This is a genomic window from Acidithiobacillus sp. M4-SHS-6 (genome assembly GCF_047421495.1).
Classification (GTDB): Bacteria; Pseudomonadota; Gammaproteobacteria; order Acidithiobacillales; family Acidithiobacillaceae; genus Acidithiobacillus.
In genome coordinates this window covers 2,312,510-2,330,247 of the sequence record NZ_CP175559.1, presented here as the reverse complement: position 1 = coordinate 2,330,247, position 17,738 = coordinate 2,312,510, and the positions used below count along the sequence as shown (strand labels likewise).

The 17,738-nt window shown below is 53.5% G+C and carries 16 protein-coding genes and 1 tRNA gene; 9 read left to right on the top strand and 8 right to left on the bottom strand.

All coding sequences use genetic code 11. The annotated features are described in order from the left end of the window. Positions 1-10 precede the first annotated feature (10 nt). The gene (locus ACJU26_RS12080; RefSeq protein ID WP_414039885.1) at positions 11-3,070 is read left to right on the top strand and encodes an amino acid adenylation domain-containing protein; all 3,060 of its coding nucleotides are present in this window, start codon (positions 11-13) and stop codon (positions 3,068-3,070) included. Positions 3,071-3,125: 55 nt separating this feature from the next. On the opposite strand, the gene tnpA is transcribed toward ACJU26_RS12080, so the two are convergent. After that, positions 3,126-3,557, bottom strand: coding sequence for an IS200/IS605 family transposase (tnpA, locus tag ACJU26_RS12075; protein WP_414039884.1), 432 nt, complete (start codon positions 3,555-3,557; stop codon positions 3,126-3,128). 179 nt (positions 3,558-3,736) lie between these two features. On the opposite strand from tnpA, the gene ACJU26_RS12070 reads away from it, so the two are divergent. Then, entirely contained in the window at positions 3,737-4,546 is an 810-nt protein-coding gene (locus ACJU26_RS12070) for a hypothetical protein (RefSeq protein WP_414039883.1), read from the top strand. Positions 4,547-4,805: 259 nt separating this feature from the next. Continuing rightward, positions 4,806-5,882, top strand: coding sequence for a histidinol-phosphate transaminase (gene hisC, locus ACJU26_RS12065; RefSeq protein WP_310514677.1), 1,077 nt, complete (start codon positions 4,806-4,808; stop codon positions 5,880-5,882). 215 nt (positions 5,883-6,097) lie between these two features. Here the strand turns inward: hisC and ACJU26_RS12060 are convergent, their stop codons facing one another. The 6 genes from ACJU26_RS12060 to ACJU26_RS12035 all read right to left on the bottom strand — a co-directional run bounded on the left by ACJU26_RS12060 (position 6,098) and on the right by ACJU26_RS12035 (position 12,580). Then, positions 6,098-6,826: a 4'-phosphopantetheinyl transferase family protein gene (locus ACJU26_RS12060; protein ID WP_310514678.1), complete on the bottom strand. Its 729-nt coding sequence runs from the start codon at positions 6,824-6,826 to the stop codon at positions 6,098-6,100. A gap of 311 nt (positions 6,827-7,137) precedes the next feature. After that, entirely contained in the window at positions 7,138-8,925 is a 1,788-nt protein-coding gene (locus ACJU26_RS12055) for a hypothetical protein (RefSeq protein ID WP_310514679.1), read from the bottom strand. Then, positions 8,907-9,866, bottom strand: coding sequence for a YifB family Mg chelatase-like AAA ATPase (locus ACJU26_RS12050; RefSeq protein ID WP_414039882.1), 960 nt, complete (start codon positions 9,864-9,866; stop codon positions 8,907-8,909). The genes ACJU26_RS12055 and ACJU26_RS12050 overlap by 19 nt, the downstream gene beginning before the upstream one ends. A gap of 3 nt (positions 9,867-9,869) precedes the next feature. Beyond that, the gene (locus ACJU26_RS12045) at positions 9,870-10,133 is read right to left on the bottom strand and encodes an accessory factor UbiK family protein (protein ID WP_414039881.1); all 264 of its coding nucleotides are present in this window, start codon (positions 10,131-10,133) and stop codon (positions 9,870-9,872) included. Next, the gene (locus ACJU26_RS12040) at positions 10,114-11,361 is read right to left on the bottom strand and encodes an FAD-dependent monooxygenase (protein ID WP_414039880.1); all 1,248 of its coding nucleotides are present in this window, start codon (positions 11,359-11,361) and stop codon (positions 10,114-10,116) included. The genes ACJU26_RS12045 and ACJU26_RS12040 overlap by 20 nt, the downstream gene beginning before the upstream one ends. Further along, positions 11,351-12,580: an FAD-dependent monooxygenase gene (locus ACJU26_RS12035; protein ID WP_414039879.1), complete on the bottom strand. Its 1,230-nt coding sequence runs from the start codon at positions 12,578-12,580 to the stop codon at positions 11,351-11,353. Before ACJU26_RS12035 ends, ACJU26_RS12040 begins: the two co-directional genes overlap by 11 nt. Before the next feature lie 87 nt (positions 12,581-12,667). Here ACJU26_RS12035 and ACJU26_RS12030 point away from each other — a divergent pair, with 87 nt between their 5' ends. From ACJU26_RS12030 to ubiD, 5 genes are all read left to right on the top strand, one after another. Continuing rightward, positions 12,668-13,444, top strand: coding sequence for a TatD family hydrolase (locus ACJU26_RS12030; RefSeq protein ID WP_414039878.1), 777 nt, complete (start codon positions 12,668-12,670; stop codon positions 13,442-13,444). Continuing rightward, positions 13,445-14,191 (top strand): ThiF family adenylyltransferase, encoded by a 747-nt coding sequence (locus ACJU26_RS12025; RefSeq protein ID WP_414039877.1) that lies wholly within the window; start codon positions 13,445-13,447, stop codon positions 14,189-14,191. Between the two features lie 83 nt (positions 14,192-14,274). Further along, positions 14,275-14,664 carry an SCP2 sterol-binding domain-containing protein gene (locus ACJU26_RS12020; RefSeq protein ID WP_414039876.1) on the top strand — a complete coding sequence of 130 codons (390 nt, stop codon included), beginning with the start codon at positions 14,275-14,277 and terminating at the stop codon, positions 14,662-14,664. Between the two features lie 13 nt (positions 14,665-14,677). Further along, positions 14,678-15,550: a phosphate/phosphite/phosphonate ABC transporter substrate-binding protein gene (locus ACJU26_RS12015; protein ID WP_414039875.1), complete on the top strand. Its 873-nt coding sequence runs from the start codon at positions 14,678-14,680 to the stop codon at positions 15,548-15,550. A gap of 24 nt (positions 15,551-15,574) precedes the next feature. Further along, positions 15,575-17,047: a 4-hydroxy-3-polyprenylbenzoate decarboxylase gene (ubiD, locus tag ACJU26_RS12010; protein ID WP_414039874.1), complete on the top strand. Its 1,473-nt coding sequence runs from the start codon at positions 15,575-15,577 to the stop codon at positions 17,045-17,047. Between the two features lie 77 nt (positions 17,048-17,124). On the opposite strand, the gene ACJU26_RS12005 is transcribed toward ubiD, so the two are convergent. After that, a tRNA-Gly gene (locus ACJU26_RS12005) sits at positions 17,125-17,198 on the bottom strand. Between the two features lie 114 nt (positions 17,199-17,312). Here ACJU26_RS12005 and ACJU26_RS12000 point away from each other — a divergent pair. Continuing rightward, positions 17,313-17,615 carry an ArsR/SmtB family transcription factor gene (locus tag ACJU26_RS12000; RefSeq protein ID WP_414039873.1) on the top strand — a complete coding sequence of 101 codons (303 nt, stop codon included), beginning with the start codon at positions 17,313-17,315 and terminating at the stop codon, positions 17,613-17,615. Positions 17,616-17,738 lie beyond the last annotated feature (123 nt).

The following is a 17,738-nucleotide window of genomic DNA, read 5'->3' as shown; positions in this document are numbered from 1 at the left end:
GGAAGACTCCATGTCAATGCTAACCGACGTTGCTGAATCCAGCGCACGTATCTCGGGATTGACGTGGCAGAAAAATAACCATTTCATTCTTTTCGACGCAGCTGTGACACGCTATCCCGACAAGGTCGCCATATTCGACGCAGATCGTAGTTTCACTTACCAGGAACTGTTCGTGCGAGCTAGGAACCTAGCCGACGTATTGCGTGTTGCGGGAGTCGACAGGGACTCGGCGGTTGCCGTCTGCCTCCAACGGTCTACAAATTGGGTCTTAACGCTATTGGCGATATGGGAACTAGGCGGTTGTTACATACCCGTGGATAACATGGCCCCGGTAGAGCGAATCAGATATGTGCTCGACACCAGCGGAGCGTCAATCGCGATCATCGATGATACTACTGCCGAAAAGTTCGTCGATCTGGCAAGTCTCATCAACATTGAGCGTTGCTTTACGGAAAGCGTTCATGAGTCGGCCAGTGAGGCCCCGATCGGAAGCGAGGTCGGAGAATGTAATCGGGCCTATGTCATTTTTACCTCGGGCACTACGGGCTATCCCAAAGGTGTGCAGATCGATCACGGCAACGTGACGAACATGGTCATGGAGCATGTTCGCAGTGGAGAGATCAAATGCAGCGATCGGATTGCGCTGTGCATGTCCTTCGGATTTGATGCGTCAATCCGCGACATCGTCGGCGCATTAGCAACCGGTGCCACCTTGTATATCACCAGCGCAGAAGAACTCGAACTTTCGGCCTTTTGCCATATGTTGGCAGAGCGTCGGATCAGCTATGCAGTCGTGACGCCTACATTGCTGAGTGCGATCGGCGTGCCACCACCACTGCCTGACCTGAATACCATTGTCTTGGCCGGAGAAGCGCCGAGTCGCCAACTCATTCGAACTTGGGGGGTGGGCCGGTTGTTAATTAACGCTTATGGCCCAACCGAGGCGACGGTCTGCGCAACTAAGCGTCTCTACCCTGGCGGAGTCATCGGAGCGGATGAGCCAGTCTCTATCGGTCACCCTACCTATGGAATCCTTGCGGAGGTGCTGGATGAGAAATATGCCCCCGTACCAAAAGGCGATGTAGGGGAGTTGTATATCGGCGGCGCATCGCTGACCCGCCTAGGGTATATCGGTGATGCTGCGCTAAACGCACAAAAATTCGTTGACTTACCAACTATCGGTAAAGCATATCGAACTGGAGACAAATGTCGCCTATTGCCGAATAACGAGTTGGAGTGGGTGGAACGCTTAGACGACCAGATCAAGATCAACGGTTTTCGCATTGAGTGTGCAGAAGTTAGGGAGGCGATTACAACCATTCCCGAGGTCACCGAATGTCTGGTTCGCCCATGGCGGACCGCTGCACGCACCTATCTGATCGCCTATTTGGTAATGCGTTGGACTCGAAACCGCCTGTCACGCGAGTCCATCGCGCAATATGTCAAGGATGCGATTCTCAGACGATTACCAGCATATAGCATCCCTTCGTTCATCATCGAACTGGATGAAATACCAATGAATATCAACGGCAAGGTAGATATCAAAAGGCTGCCAATGCCAACATCTGACACGACGCATCATCCGCCGTCCGGATGTAACGAAATAGAGGCCGCGCTTTGGGATGTCTGGTTTGACGTGTTGCCGAAAGATCTGGCAATCGGGTTTTCAATTGACACGGAGTTTCACGCAGGTGGCGGAAGCTCTATTGAAGCGCAACAAATTCTTCACCGAGTCGCTCAGCAGTGGCATTGCAGAATACCCTACCACATGTTTCTGGATGGGCGCGGTACTATCCGCTGGACAGCACAGCTGCTACAAGCAGGAGTTACCAAAGCCTCTGTAGCCAGATCGGAACAAGCTTGTGAAAGCGGCGATCTTTCGATCTATGTTAAGCCCGCTGCTCCTTGTCTTTCAATTGTCCGACAGGAAAGTCGCAGCGAGAACCCAACTCACCACTTTCTCTTGACTGGCGCGACCGGATTCCTGGGTGTGCACCTGCTAGCAAGCTTAGTTCGTCTTGGCGTCGAGGTGACATGTCTAGTCCGGTCGGATGCCGAATTATCAGTTGTCATGCGCCTACAGCGCACCTTAGACAAATACGACATTCCCTTGAATGTCCGGGAAGAAGGTATTGAGATTGTCGTCGGGGATATCACGGACGTGGACTTCGGTTTGTCGCGCCACGAATTTCGACGGCTTTCACACAGCATCGATGCTATCTTCCACTGCGCCGCAGACGTGGACTTCATCAAGAGTTACGAGCAGCTCGCGCCCACCAATGTAAAAGGGACGGCGCAGATTCTTCGGTTTGCGGCCGCAGGGCGAATAAAGAAATTCAATTACATCTCGACCCTAGCGGTTTTCTTTTCAACGCAAGCCGCCACAGGGAGTTCAGGCGAGTCATCTTCTTCACATTACAGTCGAGGTCTATTCGGTGGCTACGCACAGAGCAAGTGGGTTTCCGAACAGATCGTGATGGACGTCAAGAGCCAAGGTTTAGACGTTAAGATTTTTAGACCTGCACGACTTTGGGGCAACACGCAAACGATGCGGCATCACGAACAAGATCTCTATGTCCGCTTGCTGAAGCTAATTGCTCTGACAGGAAAAGCTCCCGATATCGATTACTCAATGGACTTCACGATGGTCCGAAACGCTGCGGACGCTATGGCGCGGCTTGCATTGGTTGCTCCTGCAGACTTCTACCATATTCTGGACGAAAGGACGGTGCATCTCAAGGATCTTGCCGAATGGGTTAATGAATCGGGCCACAAAATCGAGATGATTAGCTATGAAAACTGGTTACACATCTTGAACACTGAGCTTGCGGCCAAGACGCTCGGACCGCTGGTCTCGGTATTCTTAGATCCCATCAATTGTCACGGCACTCTGTTCGACAACTTGCTGCGCCTGCCAAGATACGCAACTGGCGTATTTCCGAACGATAAGGCCAAACAGATGCTGGGCAATTCAATGTTATTTACGCGAGGTGACACGCCAAAGGAGTATAGTAAATATCTCCCGGCAAAGCCGGGAGCTTTAGTTCGTGAGCCGCTCAAAGCGGCTTAAAACGGGGACGCTAACGCGGCCCCTCAGTTTTGGCGCCACCACTGGGTGGCCCGGATCAGCTCCATATGTTCAACTGATCTACTCGTTCATCCTCTTTTTCCTGATGGCGAATATAATCTCGAATCATCGCCTCATCTCTACCCACCGTCGATACAAAATACCCACGCGCCCAAAAATACTGGCCCACGAAATTACGCTTCCGTTCACCGTAAGTCCGCGCTATATGGATCGCGCTCTTGCCCTTGATGTAACCCACCACACTGGATACTGCGTACTTCGGCGGTATCGAAATCAGCATATGAACATGGTCTACCATCAGATGCCCTTCTTCTATCCGGCTTTCCTTATGCCGGGCCAAAGCCCGAAATACCTCCCCAAGATCATTCCGTAACTGACCGTACAACACCCTACGTCGGCACTTCGGAATAAATACTATGTGATATTTGCACTCCCACTTGCTGTGCCTTAGGCTCAATCCTTCTTCCATCGGTTTCTCCTTCATCGTGTGCTTGGCGGCTCACAACGTCGGTTCTCCGATGGACGCCACTATATGTCAAACATCTACTGTCACCCCGGCAGAGCCGGGGGATTTCCTATTTTTGGTTAAAAGGTGTTTTAAAGCATGGCACAGCCAGAAAAAAACCACCTGCGTTTAGCGGAATTGGTATGAAAATAACATCAAACCCAATCTTTCTCTGGGCGCATCCACGGTCGATCTCCACCGCCTTCGAACGAATCTTCATCGAGCGGGGGGACTTCAACGTTATTCATGAGCCATTTTCGCAAGCTTTTTTCTTCGGAGGAGAAAGGGGGCATGCAAGGTTCGCCGATCAGCCCGTGCAAGCAGGGTACACTTTCAAGGAAATCTGGGACGATATTGAGCGGGTGGGTCGAGCAAACGGGAAACCGTGCTTTGTCAAAGAACTCGCGTTTCACATGCGGACGCCGTTACGAAGCAAGTTTCTTTCACAGATCATCAGTACCTTCCTCATCCGCCATCCTGAGAAGTCGCTCGCGTCCATGTATAAGAAACTGCCGGATTTCGACTGGATTGAAGCTGGCTATGAGTCGCTCTACGAGATATATGAGGAATCGTCGCGCCTGCAACCTGAGGCTGTGATCGTATTTGATGCAGACGACCTTCTCCGAAACCCAGTGACGATGCTGAAGGAATATTGTAGCAGCATTGGCGTAGCATTCCTGCCGCATAGTCTGAGTTGGGAGCCAAAGGTCATTCCAGCTTGGAAATCGTGGGAAGGTTGGCACGACGAGGCGCAGTATAGTAATGGCCTCATGCTGGAGGCGCAGAAGAACGCTTCTGTCCTGCCAGACCGTGTCCATCGAATGATCGAACGAGCGATGCCGATTTATCAGGCAATGAAGTGTATTGCCGACAGAACTTGGCACGAGGCCGAACGACACAGACGTAAAGAGGATCAGGGCGATTGTCAAATATCCGACGAAATTCAGCAGTGAGTATGGCCGGTCCGTGCTGATTGTAGTATATTTTCATGCACTACGCCTTCGCTAGTACCAAGCATGCTGTTCACAATTGAGGTGGAGAATGGGTGGATGCTCTCAGAGACGCTAAAATGACTACATCGCTCCTCAATCTGCGGAGTGCCTCGTCAAAATGGGGGCCAAAGGTGACAATATGAATGTAATGCTGATAGTAAACGCTAGATGCTATGTTTTTAAGGCTGCTCTGAAAATGCTGTTGGACATGGAGGAGTGAATGAGTACGTATTGGAGCCCGGCGTTGGCTGATTTGGTCCCATATATTCCGGGTGAGCAGTCTAATCAGGTGGGCTTGGTCAAGTTGAATACCAACGAAAACCCATTTGGTCCCTCGCCCGCGGTCATTGAAGCGCTACGAGTGTGGCCAGGCGACAGGTTAAGGCTCTATCCTGACCCTGATTCCACAGCTCTGCGCGAGGCGCTTGCGCATTATCATGGTGTCGAGATCGATAGCGTCTTTGTTGGGAACGGGTCTGACGAAGTGCTCGCCCATGCGTTTTGCGCACTACTTAGGCATGACCTGCCGATCTTGATGCCGGACATCAGTTACTCTTTCTATAAAACTTTTTGTTTGCTATATGATATTGATTATATGGAGCTTCCACTTGACGCGAACTATCGCATCAACGTTCGCGATTATGGAGCACTTTGTGGGGGTGTCATTTTAGCAAACCCCAATGCACCGACCGGGCATGCCATCAGCAACGCTGAGATAGAATATCTGCTGACGTTGCACCCAAATCAAGTTGTAATCGTTGACGAGGCATATGCGGATTTTAGTGGCGCTACTGTAATCCCATTACTGGATCGTTATCCGAACCTCCTGATAGTTCGGACCTTCTCCAAGTCACGTAGTTTGGCAGGCATCCGCGTCGGCTATGCGCTGGGGAACTCAGAGCTGATCGCGGGTTTAGATTTGGTCAAAAACAGCTTTAACTCGTACCCTTTGACGTCGCTTTCGATTGTAGCGGCAATCGCATCGCTGGGTGACCAGAGTTACTTCACCGGCACCATTGCTGAGATCGTGCGACTACGCCAATGGATATCAGAAGAGCTTCGACATCTGGGGCTGACCGTGTTACCGTCGTCAACAAACTTTATCTTTGTAACCCATCCAACTTATACCGCTTCGCAACTCATGACTGGTTTGCGCCGACACAGAGTGCTGGTCAGGCATCTCAATGGGCCGCGTATCCAAAACTTCCTGCGAATCACCATTGGTTCCGAAAGCGACTGCTTTGGTTTACTGGCAGCTTTCGAGATGGTTTTATCTGAACAGTTCTCTGTGTCTTAACCTGATTAGGCAGCCTCTTGGAGTTTATTGCGGGACCCGAAAGGCTGTGTTACGATATTAATCGTTAAAGGTAAAGTGGGCTTGAGGGACAACTGGATATGCATGGTAGGAACGGCTCTTAATCCACCAAATCCTCCACAAGTTCCAGAAGATCCTAAGGGTTGCTGGGACTTGCGTGGGGGAAGAGAAGCCACCACATCTGGGCTATAATTAGTCTAATTGCCAATTCGAACGAGCACTATCACCCCTCCCGTGAATATCTTGTATGCTGCTGACAACGCGAAACCCTTGCGATAAGGTCCCAGCATTCGATTGACAACAAAGATTAGCATGTGCGCTTCGGTATCAATTGCCGCCAGTCGTATTGCCGAAAAGTCGAAATAGTAACCGACTTTTGGATAAAGTGCCTTAAACACACTCTCCTTTGCTGAAAATAACAGCGTGAGCGCCTTATGGTAGGTTAGTCCGCACGCCGCAAGCAGATCGCACTCCGTGCGGTCCGCTGCCTGCGCTTCCAGTGCGCTACAGATATATGGTGCAATCCAGTACTCGATATCTATGCCAATAGTATCGGTATGCGTGGTGCGCCAAACGGCGCAAAGTGCCTTGTTTTTCGCATGACTTATTGAGCCGACGATACCTATGGGCCAAAGCGGGCATCGCCGTTCATCCGATTCGATGTCACATTTAAAGAAACCGAGCCTCTCCAGTGCGAGTTTTGCCACATACCGTCCCGCGAGGTATTCAGCTCTTCTTTTTATTACAGAACTGGCGATTTCTTCAGTAAAAGAAATCCCCAACCTCTGATACAAATTGTCCATAAACTTCGAGACATCAAAGCTGACGAGCATAAAAACGCCGTCGGGGTTTGACTGCAACGTATTCGCAGAAATAATAAAGCCCCCCTCTTCATTTACTGAAGGAATACCCTGAAAACGCTTCATGCCTCCCTCTTAACTTTTTTCAACTGCGAATCGGACGACTACATGCTCCATGCAGGCAGATGTTTCCCAGACACTCCGTGCAACGCGCTCAAAGGAAATGAAGTCTTGAGGCTGCCAATGGATATTTGCACCCAAGGCAACCACTCGTCTACCTAGAGCCTAGTCCGATGTGGTCACGCACCCCTCATGCTCATGGCACCCACCCAGTACCTGCAGCGCTACCAAGACGTCCGTGCGGGCCGGATGTCCTGGACGCAGATGACTCGCGCATACAGGCGGTCTTGTTGTCTCCCCGGAATACGCCCTAAAGTTCAGTATAGTACCACTCCTACCTTTTTCAACGCATTCCGTGCTGCTGATTCGCAAGCCACTTTGTTACTTTTTGAATTCCTATGCGGGAACGTCCAAGCCTGTCCTGGGCAGGATTTTAGCAAGCCTGTGCTAAACACCCCATTAGTTAGCGGAAGATTCTGCATGACTAATGTGATCCATTTACCTATTTCCTTTTCTTTATCGAGTCGGAAAACCAGACCACTAAATGAATCTTCTATGTTTTTCGTAGTTCCATCGGATTGAGTCTCTGTCCATGTGCGTCGTTCTATCTCTATTATGAACACATAACCTACGCTGGATCGAATCCATATAACCGAGACACCACGTTGGCGCTTCGGTGTGGTATCAATGATTGACCAAGTATAGCCCTTGTTCCCCTTGTTGAGTGATGGGAAGGGTATCATTAATGGTCTCACACCACTCTGCGCGCCATTTTTTAACGTATAAAATCCGATGTCAAAGATATTCTCACTATATTGTTTGGCTAGTCGGCGGAGAGCTTCCCACATATCTAATAAAGCACCACTTGATTCTAGCTGGATCGGCTCGTGGATAGACGCACGTCCAGTGTCCTTGCCTGTACCATGGGGTTCACCGGCAGAGACTGCCGAATTGAAGGCTGGGCTGATAATTGCCTTTCCATCCCTCGTGCTTTGCGTGCGCGATCGCCTGATAGGGATTAATACGGGCGATCTCCCAAGCCACTCCCATTTCGATTCATCCAGGTCTACAGCCCCTGTTCCTTGATCGGGCGCTTCATCTTCGGTCAGTGACAACCCTTCTGGGACCAAAGTACAGGTCACGCGTACAGCGCCTGTCCATGCCGATCCATTTATCGTTTCTTCGTCCGCTTCTCCAGTTTTATTTGTGTTCGCACGATCATATAAGATATTTGGGCTCTTCGGTGGAGACATGCCGAGTATGTTCAGAGCTAGGAATGTTTTTGTTTTTGGAATGTTGATCCCAGCTACGCGGATCTTGCCTAGCCCCTGATTCCATGGCGACACTTTCAGGAAAATAGGTTTGGTGCCCGACATGCTTTCTGCCTGAGACCAAATTTGCTTTGCTTGGTTACGCGCATAGGAATCGTATTTCAGGTGTGCGAGGAAAAGGGCATCGTCGTCAAGCATGTCTCGGCCCAGACAAATTGCCCATGTTCCCGGGTTGGATGGCAATGGTTCAGATGGTGTGGCAAAAAATCGCCGTTCAGCAGCACTCCAAGGCAAGGTCACTAATATACGTTTGACTGTTTCGGAAAATCCATAGCAGCGGGAGAAAAACTCCATACAAGGAATCAGAAGCGATGATGTATTTTCATCCTCTGTAGAGAAGTGGAGCAGCCAACTGTCAGCCATCGCATTGGGACAACCCGTGAATATGGGGTACATATCACGGGGAATGAGTCTACGCTCATCTGATATGGCGTTTTTACCTATGGAAGAGTAGTGCCATCCGGCTGGTGAAAAATTGACGTCAAGTATCTTGGTGGTGTAACTGGCTCTGGCGACCAGTTTGCCGTCGTGCCATACAGTTCCTATGCGCATAAACCCTAGGCTGGTGACGTTAACGCGCTTGCATTGAAAATTATTCAGTAAAATCCCTTCGCCATCGATTTCGCGAAACAGGACAGTCACTTTTGGCTGGTATTTGTCGGAGCGGTTGGGCGACAGCACCCCATACCACCAGACCATAAAGCGTCTGTCAGTCAGATTGCCTATGTCTATGAAAACCGGGGCGTGGGCTTTTTCTAGGGGAATTTTTTCCATGATCCACCAAAAGGCCCCACGGTCTGAGCGAGAATGTCTGTGTTGTAGCAGCTATTGTCAGAATGTAGCTTTAATTGGTGGAAGTCACAGCCTCCACCCACCAATGCCACCGAAGAGGCACTGTGATGGGGTGAACGAAAGGGCCGTTGTCCCCAGCGTTGCACATCAAACCCACCGCTTTGCAGGCTGTGGATGGCGGCGACTTCCAGGGCTTCGCTCCGACGCAGGGGCGGCAGCAGCCCCGGCAACCGCATGGCCAGCATGCTTTTGCCGGTACCGGGGGGGCCGGAGAGCAGAATGTGATGACCACCTACCGCGGCAATGATTAGCGCCCGCTTGGCTGTCTCCTGACCGCGCACGTCCCGCAAGTCCGGATAAGGGACAGTGTCTGCGGAGATGCTGTCATGAGGCGTTGTTTCCGCAAGTTTCTGGGTTCCGCGCAAATGCGCCACGGCTTCGGCGAGATTCCGGCAGGCAAAAACCGGGGCCGATCGTGCCAAAGCGGCCTCAACGGCGTTGCCGACGGGAAGCAGCAGAGCGCGACCTGCACTTCCAGCGGCCAGGCTGCTGGAGAGGGCTCCGGTAACTGGCCGCAAGCTGCCATCCAGGGCCAGTTCGCCGATCATTTCCAGATTTTCCAGGGCTTTTAACGGAACTTGCCCACTGGCGGCGAGAATGCCGATGGCAATGGGCAGATCAAAGCGTCCACCATCCTTGGGCAGGTCGGCAGGAGCCAGATTGACGACCATACGGCGGGCCGGAAACTCAAAGCCACTATTCTGGATGGCGGAGCGCACCCGGTCCCGGGATTCCTTGACGGCGGTTTCAGCCAGCCCGACTACGGCAAAAGTGGGCAGGCCTGGACCCAAGTCACACTCTACGGCGACTGCAGCGGCATGCACGCCGGTGAGCGCACGGCTCTGGACCAGCGCCAGCGGCAAGGTTTAGCCCTTGTCGGAATTTTCGTCGAGGGCGGTCTTTGGAGCCATTGCGTCCAGGCGGGCTTCCAGGGCGGCAATGCGGGCCGCCAGTCGGGAAAGCAGTTCCTGCTGGACATCAAACTCATCACGGGTAACCAGATCCAGGCGATCCAGAGTATTGGAGAGGATGGCCCTGGCCTGTTTGTCCACATCTTCCTTGACGGTACCCAGGCGGGCAATTGCGTCTCCAAAGGCGGCAGCAATATCATCAGCGATGCGGTGTTGCATGGTAGTCTCCTTGAAGGCCCATGGCCTGACGGATAAGAAAGCGTTTGACCGGTGGCAACAACCCCGTTCCCAGCAACCCCATGTCGCGCAAGCGGGACAGCCCTCGACTGCGATTGGAAAACAGATGACTGAGTGTGCCACAGGCCATGACATTGGCCAGATTATCAGGACGTCGCGCTCTTTGGTAGCGGCGCAATGCTGAACTGCCTCCCCAGTCCTCGTGCCGCGACCGTGCTTCCTGAATGCTTTCGGTCAGCGCCTGGACATCCCTGAAGCCCAGATTGACCCCGAGGCCAGCCAATGGATGCACACCATGGGCACTGTCTCCCAGAATCACGCAGCGATCACCTATATAGCGGCTGCTGTGCAGGCCGGACAGTGGATAACTGTTGCGCTTGCCGATACGTACAAAATGCCCCAGCTGGGGTCCAAAGGCCTGATGGAGTGCTGCTAAAAATGCGGCATCGTCCATCTGCATCAGCCGCCGTGCCAGGGTATGTCTGGCGCTCCAGACGATGGAAGCCCGGGGATGCCCGGCGCTGTCATGCCTAAAGGGCAGGACCGCCAGGGGACCCGTAGGCAGAAAACGCTGATAGGCGATGTTGCGATGGGGTTTTTCCATCCACACGGTCGCGGTGATGGCATCCTGACCGTAGGCTTCATGAAAAATCGGAGCCTGGATGAGCTGCTTGCGGAGTACCGACTGGCGACCCTCGGCAATGGCGAGGAGGGCGCTGCGATAGGCACGATCGCCAGATTCACCATTCCTGGAGTCGCCATTCCCGCTTGCGCTGATGTGTATCTGCTCCTGGTCGGCCCAGGCCGCACGGATTTCTCGTCCGTAAAAAACATCCACCCCTTGATCGGCAAAAGCGGCATGAAGCGCTTGTTCCAGGCGACGGTTTTCGAGAATGTGACCGAGAAAAGCCTCTCCCGCTTCTTCCGCATCCAGATGGATACTGCCTGTTGTTTCGGCGTCCCAGACGCGCATCCTTTCCACGGTGCTACCCAATGTCGCCACATCGATGCCGATTTTCTGCAAAAAGCGTCCGGAACCGGCAGCAACCAGGCTGGCGCGTTCATAGGCATCGGGCATGGCACAAAGGGCTTGTGGACGTTTTTCGAAAATAGCGACCCGCAGTCCTGTCTGCCTGACCGCAAGGGCCAGACTGGCTCCCACCATGCCGGCGCCGGAAATGATCAGATCATAATGGGGATCAGCGGACATGGGCAGGCGTTCCTTGCAAGTCGGGAATGACACTTCCGGCGGGCAGGCGAATGCCGGCCAGCCGGGCCGCAAGCTCGCGTTTGGCAAAGGTGCTTTGCTCCAGCAGGGCCAATGCAGCAGCGCGAGCTAGGCGCAGGGGGAAACGTGGATTACTGAACAGGCGATTCATGGCCTCGGTAAAAGCGATGGTTTCCAGCCGATCGCGACGGCGAATACGACTGTAATCTTCCAGCAAGCGTCTGCTGCCCGGATCCTGACCAGTAGCGGCGGCCTCCCGGAGCAGCGCCGCGAGAGTGATGACATCCCGCAGACCCAAATTGTAACCCTGACCTGCGAGGGGGTGCAGGGTCTGGGCAGCATTGCCCACCAGGGCCAGACGTTGGCTGGGTTCTGCCCAAAGACGCTGGAAAAACAGAGGATACACACTGCGTGGACTGGTATCCCTCAGGGGCGGAAGATGGGGCGGCCGCTGGCGGTTCAGGGCGTCCAGAAAAGCCGCATCATGGAGATCCATGACCTGACTGGCCGCTCCTGGACGCAGGCTCCAGACTATGGAGAACTGCTGTTGACCAAAGGGAAGAAAGGCCAGCGGCCCGCTTTCCTGAAAATGCTCGAAAGCGATGCCTGACAGGGGCTCACGGGGGGTGACGGTGGCGACAATGGCGTGCCGGTTATGATCCCAGCCCAGACGTTGCAAGGGCGCCAGACGGGCGAGTCCGCCATGACCACCATCGGCTACCACCGCCAGCGCCGTTTCCACCCGCAGGCCTGGCCAGTCCAGTTGCAGGCGATCAGGAAACCACTGCAGGGATTCCAGAGGACCAGTGGCCAGCTGCCGGATGGAGGGATTTTGGGCCAAGGGCAGCGCCAGTGCGGCCTGCAAGGTGTTCAGCCCGGTCACTTCACCCAGGCGCTGTTCCGGAGCGTCGAGCAACTGGTGTTCCAGGCGAACCTGGCCCGTGAGGCCTTGCTGGGTAATCTGCACCGTTTCGATGGCAGCGGCGTCACGCAGGGGTATTTCCACGCCCAGATGCCTGAGCAGGCGACGACTGCCCAGAGCGAGGGCCACTGTTCGGTCATGATTTGCCGGGCGGGCTTGCTGCAGAGGAAAGGTGTCGGCAATGAGCACCTTGAAAGCGATTTCACCCAGGGCCAATGCCAGACTGTGCGCCACAGGGCCATTGCCGAGGATGGTAATATCGGCGGTCAGGCTATGCATGATTTCTCCAGCATTTGAGCATATCCTGTCATTTAAGACCAAGATGGGTCTGGCGGCAAGTCATGGATTGAGGTTTTTGTCTGGAAAATGCGTTTCCCTGAATTGATCGATAGTCACTGTCACCTGGATGATGCGGCCTTTGATCCGGATCGGCAGGAGGTTATTCAGAGAGCCCAAGCTGCAGGTGTGCATAAAATGGTGGTACCCGCCTACAGCCCATCATTCTGGCCTCGCCTGCAGCAGCTTTGTGCCCAGAACACCATGCTTTATCCGGCTTATGGGGTGCATCCTTTATATCTGAATGCCTGCGCTTCCGGTTGGCTTGACGCATTGCCGGTTTTGCTGGAACAGGCCGTGGCGCTGGGTGAGATTGGTCTGGATCTTTCGGAAAACGCACCTGATCATGGGGCGCAAGTCGCTTGTCTGAAAAGCCAGTTGCAGTTGGCGCTGGCGCTGAATTTGCCGGTGATCTTGCATGCGCGCCGCACTCTCGAAGAACTGATCCTGATTCTGCGTGGTTTTCCGGGGCTGAGGGGGGTGGTGCACAGCTTTTCCGGGAGCCTGGTGCAGGCACAGCGACTGATGGACAGCGGATTTTACCTGGGGCTGGGCGCTGCCTTCACCCATCCCCGGGCCCTGCGCCTGCAGGCCACCATCCGGTCTTTACCCCTGGATCGGGTATTGATAGAAACCGATGCGCCCTGGCAGCCCGGCGGGTCCTTTCGAGGGCAGCGCAACGAGCCGGCTTTTCTGGTGGAAACTGTCCGCGCCCTGGCCCATCTGCGCGAAATCCCATTCCCGGCGTTGGCAGAACGACTCACCCGTAATACGCTGGCTTTTTTTCGCTTTCAGGAAAATGCCTAAATGCCGGATCCTTTTGAACGTAGTGAAATTCTGTTGGGGGCAACTGCTGCCGCCGATTTGCACCGCCGCCATGTATTGATTGCCGGTGTGGGTGGTGTGGGTGGCTATGTGGCCGAAAATCTGGCCCGTGCTGGCGTCGGCAAAATCACGCTGGTGGACCATGATGTGGTTTCCCCATCCAATATCAACCGTCAGGTAGTGGCACTGCATTCGACCCTGGATCAGCCCAAGGTGGCGGTGATGGCGGCACGTATCCGGGATATTTCCCCTGCCTGTACCGTCGTCGCCCGCCAGGAATTTATCACCGCCGACAACGCGGAGCAGATTCTGCGTGAAAGTGGTGCCGAACTCGTGGCCGATTGCATTGATGCCATTGCCTGGAAAGCGCTGTTGATCCAGTCTGCCCAGCAATTAGGTCTGGAAGTTTTTTCCAGTATGGGGGCAGGAAATCGTCTGGACCCCCAACGGGTGCGGGTGGCCAAATTGAATCAGACCGAAAAATGTCCGCTGGCGCGTGAAGTACGGGCTTTGCTCCGTAAGAATGGCGCCAGTCTGGATTTTTTGACGGTATTTTCTGATGAAACGCCCCGCCCGACCGCCCCACCCGAGCCGGTCACCGGCCCTCAAGGGCGACCCAAAACCGTCAATGGAACTATTTCCTATATGCCCGCACTATTTGGCGTGATGCTTTCGGGAATGATCGTGCAATTTTTGCTGGCGACTGGCGAAAGTGTGAAAAGCGTCTAACTATAAGACAAAGTAAATAGATAAATAGAATATAAACAAATTATTATGGATCATTTATACATGACTTAGAGGTGCTTTTAATCATGACAAAATTCATGAGTACCGAATGGATCCGTCTGGTGGGCAAGCAATGGGATTCGCATCCGGAAATTCAGAAAGATCTGAAAAACTTCAATGCGACCTGGGAATATTACATCGAAGGCCGGCCGGATATTCCCCACGTCATGCTCTTCTGCAAGGCCGGAAAAGTCATCTATGCCGGGCCATCCGATGGTCGTCGTCGTGACTTCATCATGTGGACGAGCATGGACAACTGGCAGAAAATCCTCTCTGGTGCGGTGTCGGGTAAGGCCGCCTTGATGACGCGTAAGCTCAAGTTCAAGGGGTCCATGATGACCGCCATGAAATACATGACGCCTTTTAATATCCATCTGAATATTCTTGGCGAAATTCCTGTCGATTTTGATATTTAAGGCCGATGCGTTGATGAGCGAAGAATGGGCAGCACGTAAAAGCACCCTGAACTTTACGGTGGACCCCAACTATTCGGGTAAAAATCTGCCGGGCTGGTTTCTGATGAATACCTATTTGCAACGTCACCTGGGTCAGGTGATGCATTTCCAGCCCCAGGATGATTTTGACAAGGGTCGGGCGGCGGTACTCTCGGGTCATTTTGATCTGGTCTACGCCAACCCCTTCGATTGGGTACAGTATCAGCAGAAACTGGGATTCAGGCCCATCGTCAAGCCCCGCAATCATTTTGACGAAGTGTATTTGTGCGGGAAAACCGAAGGGCCGATGCACGCTCCCCAGGACTTTCCGGCACGTATTCGCATTGCCTCGGCACATCCCGGCACCTTGATCCATATGGTCGGATTGTTTCTGATGGACAAGGCCGATATTGACCGGGCGCGGCTGGAATTTGTGTTTACCGGCAGTTATCAGGGGGTGCTGAAAGCCTTGTTGCAGGGGCAGGCGGACCTGGGTTTCCTGTTTGATGAGGTGTACCTCAGTGCCAGCAAGCTGATTCGTGAGCGTCTGCGCATTATCGACCAGTCGGATGATGCCTTTGCCTTTCATGCTTTTTGCATTGGCCCCCGCCTGTTTCCGCAGCAGGACATGCTGACGGACTTGCTCTGTGCCATGGATGCGGAGCTGCGCGGAAGAGTGCTCCTGGAAGATCTGGGATTTGCCGGATTCGAAGCCGTTTCGGAAGACGAAATGGCCTGTCTGAGCACCCTGGCCGATGAATACATCAGTGGTCACGAAGCCATTGATATTCGTGCCACCTCCAGCCTGGAAGTGGCGGACAGCGCCTTTGTGGTCGCTCGTGAAGATCCCGGAGAGGGGACAAACTAGAGTGGCTGTGGTTACAATGCGCCCATGAGCTATCGTGACCTGCGCGCCTTTATTGCCGATCTGGAAAAACGGGACCTGCTGCGCGCTCTCCAGGTGCCCGTATCTCCGCAGTTGGAGATGACAGAAATTTGTGATCGCACCCTTCGGGCGGGTGGCCCCGCAGTGCTATTCCAGCAAGTCAGCGGCTTTACCATGCCGGTGCTGGGCAATCTATTTGGCACGACGGAGAGAGTAGCCCTGGGCATGGGTGCCGAGTCACTGGCTGGCTTGCGGCAAATCGGTCAATTACTGTCCTATCTCAAGGAGCCCGACCCTCCCCGGGGGTTACGGGATTTGTGGCACAAATTGCCGACCCTGCGCAAGGTGCTGTACATGGCTCCGACGATCGTTGCCCATCCGCCTTGTCAGGAAGTGATACTACGCGGCGATGAAGTGGATTTATCCGCCTTGCCGGTACAGACCTGCTGGCCGGAAGACGCCGCACCGCTCATGACCTGGGGTTTGACCATTACCAAAGGTCCGCACAAGCGCCGGGTCAACATGGGCATTTACCGGCAACAGGTCATTGGTCGCAACCGGGTGATCATGCGCTGGTTGGCGCACCGGGGCGGGGCACAGGACCTGCGCGAATTTCAGAAACAGCATCCGGGTGAGCCTTTTCCCGTGGCGGTGGCATATGGTGCTGACCCGGCAACCATTCTCGCTGCCGTGATTCCGATTCCTGATACGGTTTCCGAACATCAGTTTGCCGGATTGTTGCGGGGTGGACGTACCGAGTTGGCCAAGGCCTTGACCGTCCCGCTTCAGGTACCTGCCCGTGCAGAAATCGTGCTGGAAGGTCATATATACCCCGATGATATGGCCGAAGAAGGCCCTTTTGGGGACCATACCGGGTATTACAACGAAACCCAGAAATTTCCTGTGTTTACCGTGGAAGCCATCACCCATCGTGAAAACCCCATTTATCATAGCACTTATACTGGGCGTCCTCCCGATGAACCGGCCATTCTGGGTGCGGCGTTGAATGAAGTGTTTGTGCCATTACTGCAGAAGCAGTTCCCGGAAATTGTGGATTTTTATCTGCCCCCCGAAGGTTGTTCCTATCGTCTGGCGGTGGTCAGCATCCGCAAAGGGTATCCGGGGCATGCCAAGCGTGTCATGTTTGGTATTTGGGGATTTCTGCGCCAGTTCATGTATACCAAATTCATTATTGTGGTGGATGACGATATCAATGTGCGTAGTTGGGAAGATGTGATCTGGGCCATGACGACCCGGATGGATCCGGTTCGGGATATCACCCTTATTGAAAACACGCCCATAGATTATCTGGATTTTGCCTCGCCTGTCGCCGGTCTCGGCGGTAAGACGGGTTTTGATGCGACCAACAAAATGCCTGGAGAAACCCAGCGGGAGTGGGGGCGTCCCATTCAGATGACCGCGGCGGTGCGCGATCGGGTAGACGCCATATTGGCCAGCCTGGATCGGCCACTATATTGATTGCTTATGATCATTGATTGCTTATGATCCGGGGGTTTCTAAAATTGCTGTATGGGGTTATTCTCATTCGCTGATGATGGAGCGGGTGATGGGAATCGAACCCACGTCATGAGCTTGGGAAGCTCAGGTTCTACCATTGAACTACACCCGCGTTGGAGTGGATTTTATGCGGTTGCAGCGTGAAAGGCAAGGTGGAGGCAGGACTTCGCAATACAGTTTCTAAATTAAAGTCAATAAGATGGTTAATGGACCAAGAGGCAAGGATATGGAAGAGTTACCAACGAGGGAAGAGGACATCGAACAGGCTTCGCGTTCTCTGAAAGCTATGGCCCACCCACTGCGCCTGAAAGTGCTGTGTGTTTTGGGGTCGGACGAAATGAGTGTCCAGGATATCGTCTCCGCAGTGGGAACCACGCAGAGCAACATCTCCCAGCATCTGGCGATCCTGCGAGAAAAAGATATCCTCCGTGCGCGCAAGGATGCCAACAAGGTCTATTATCGAGTCGGTGATCCGCGCACCTTGCGGCTGATTTCCATGATGAGTGACGTGTTCTGCGGTATCCACTGAAATATCGCTGAGTACTGGGCATAAGGCGGGAGGATGGGGATCAGCATCTGCCAGATAGATGTATATTGTGGTATATGCTTATATTCTGATATGCTTCGTTCCCTGCGCTTTCTGCATTGCAGG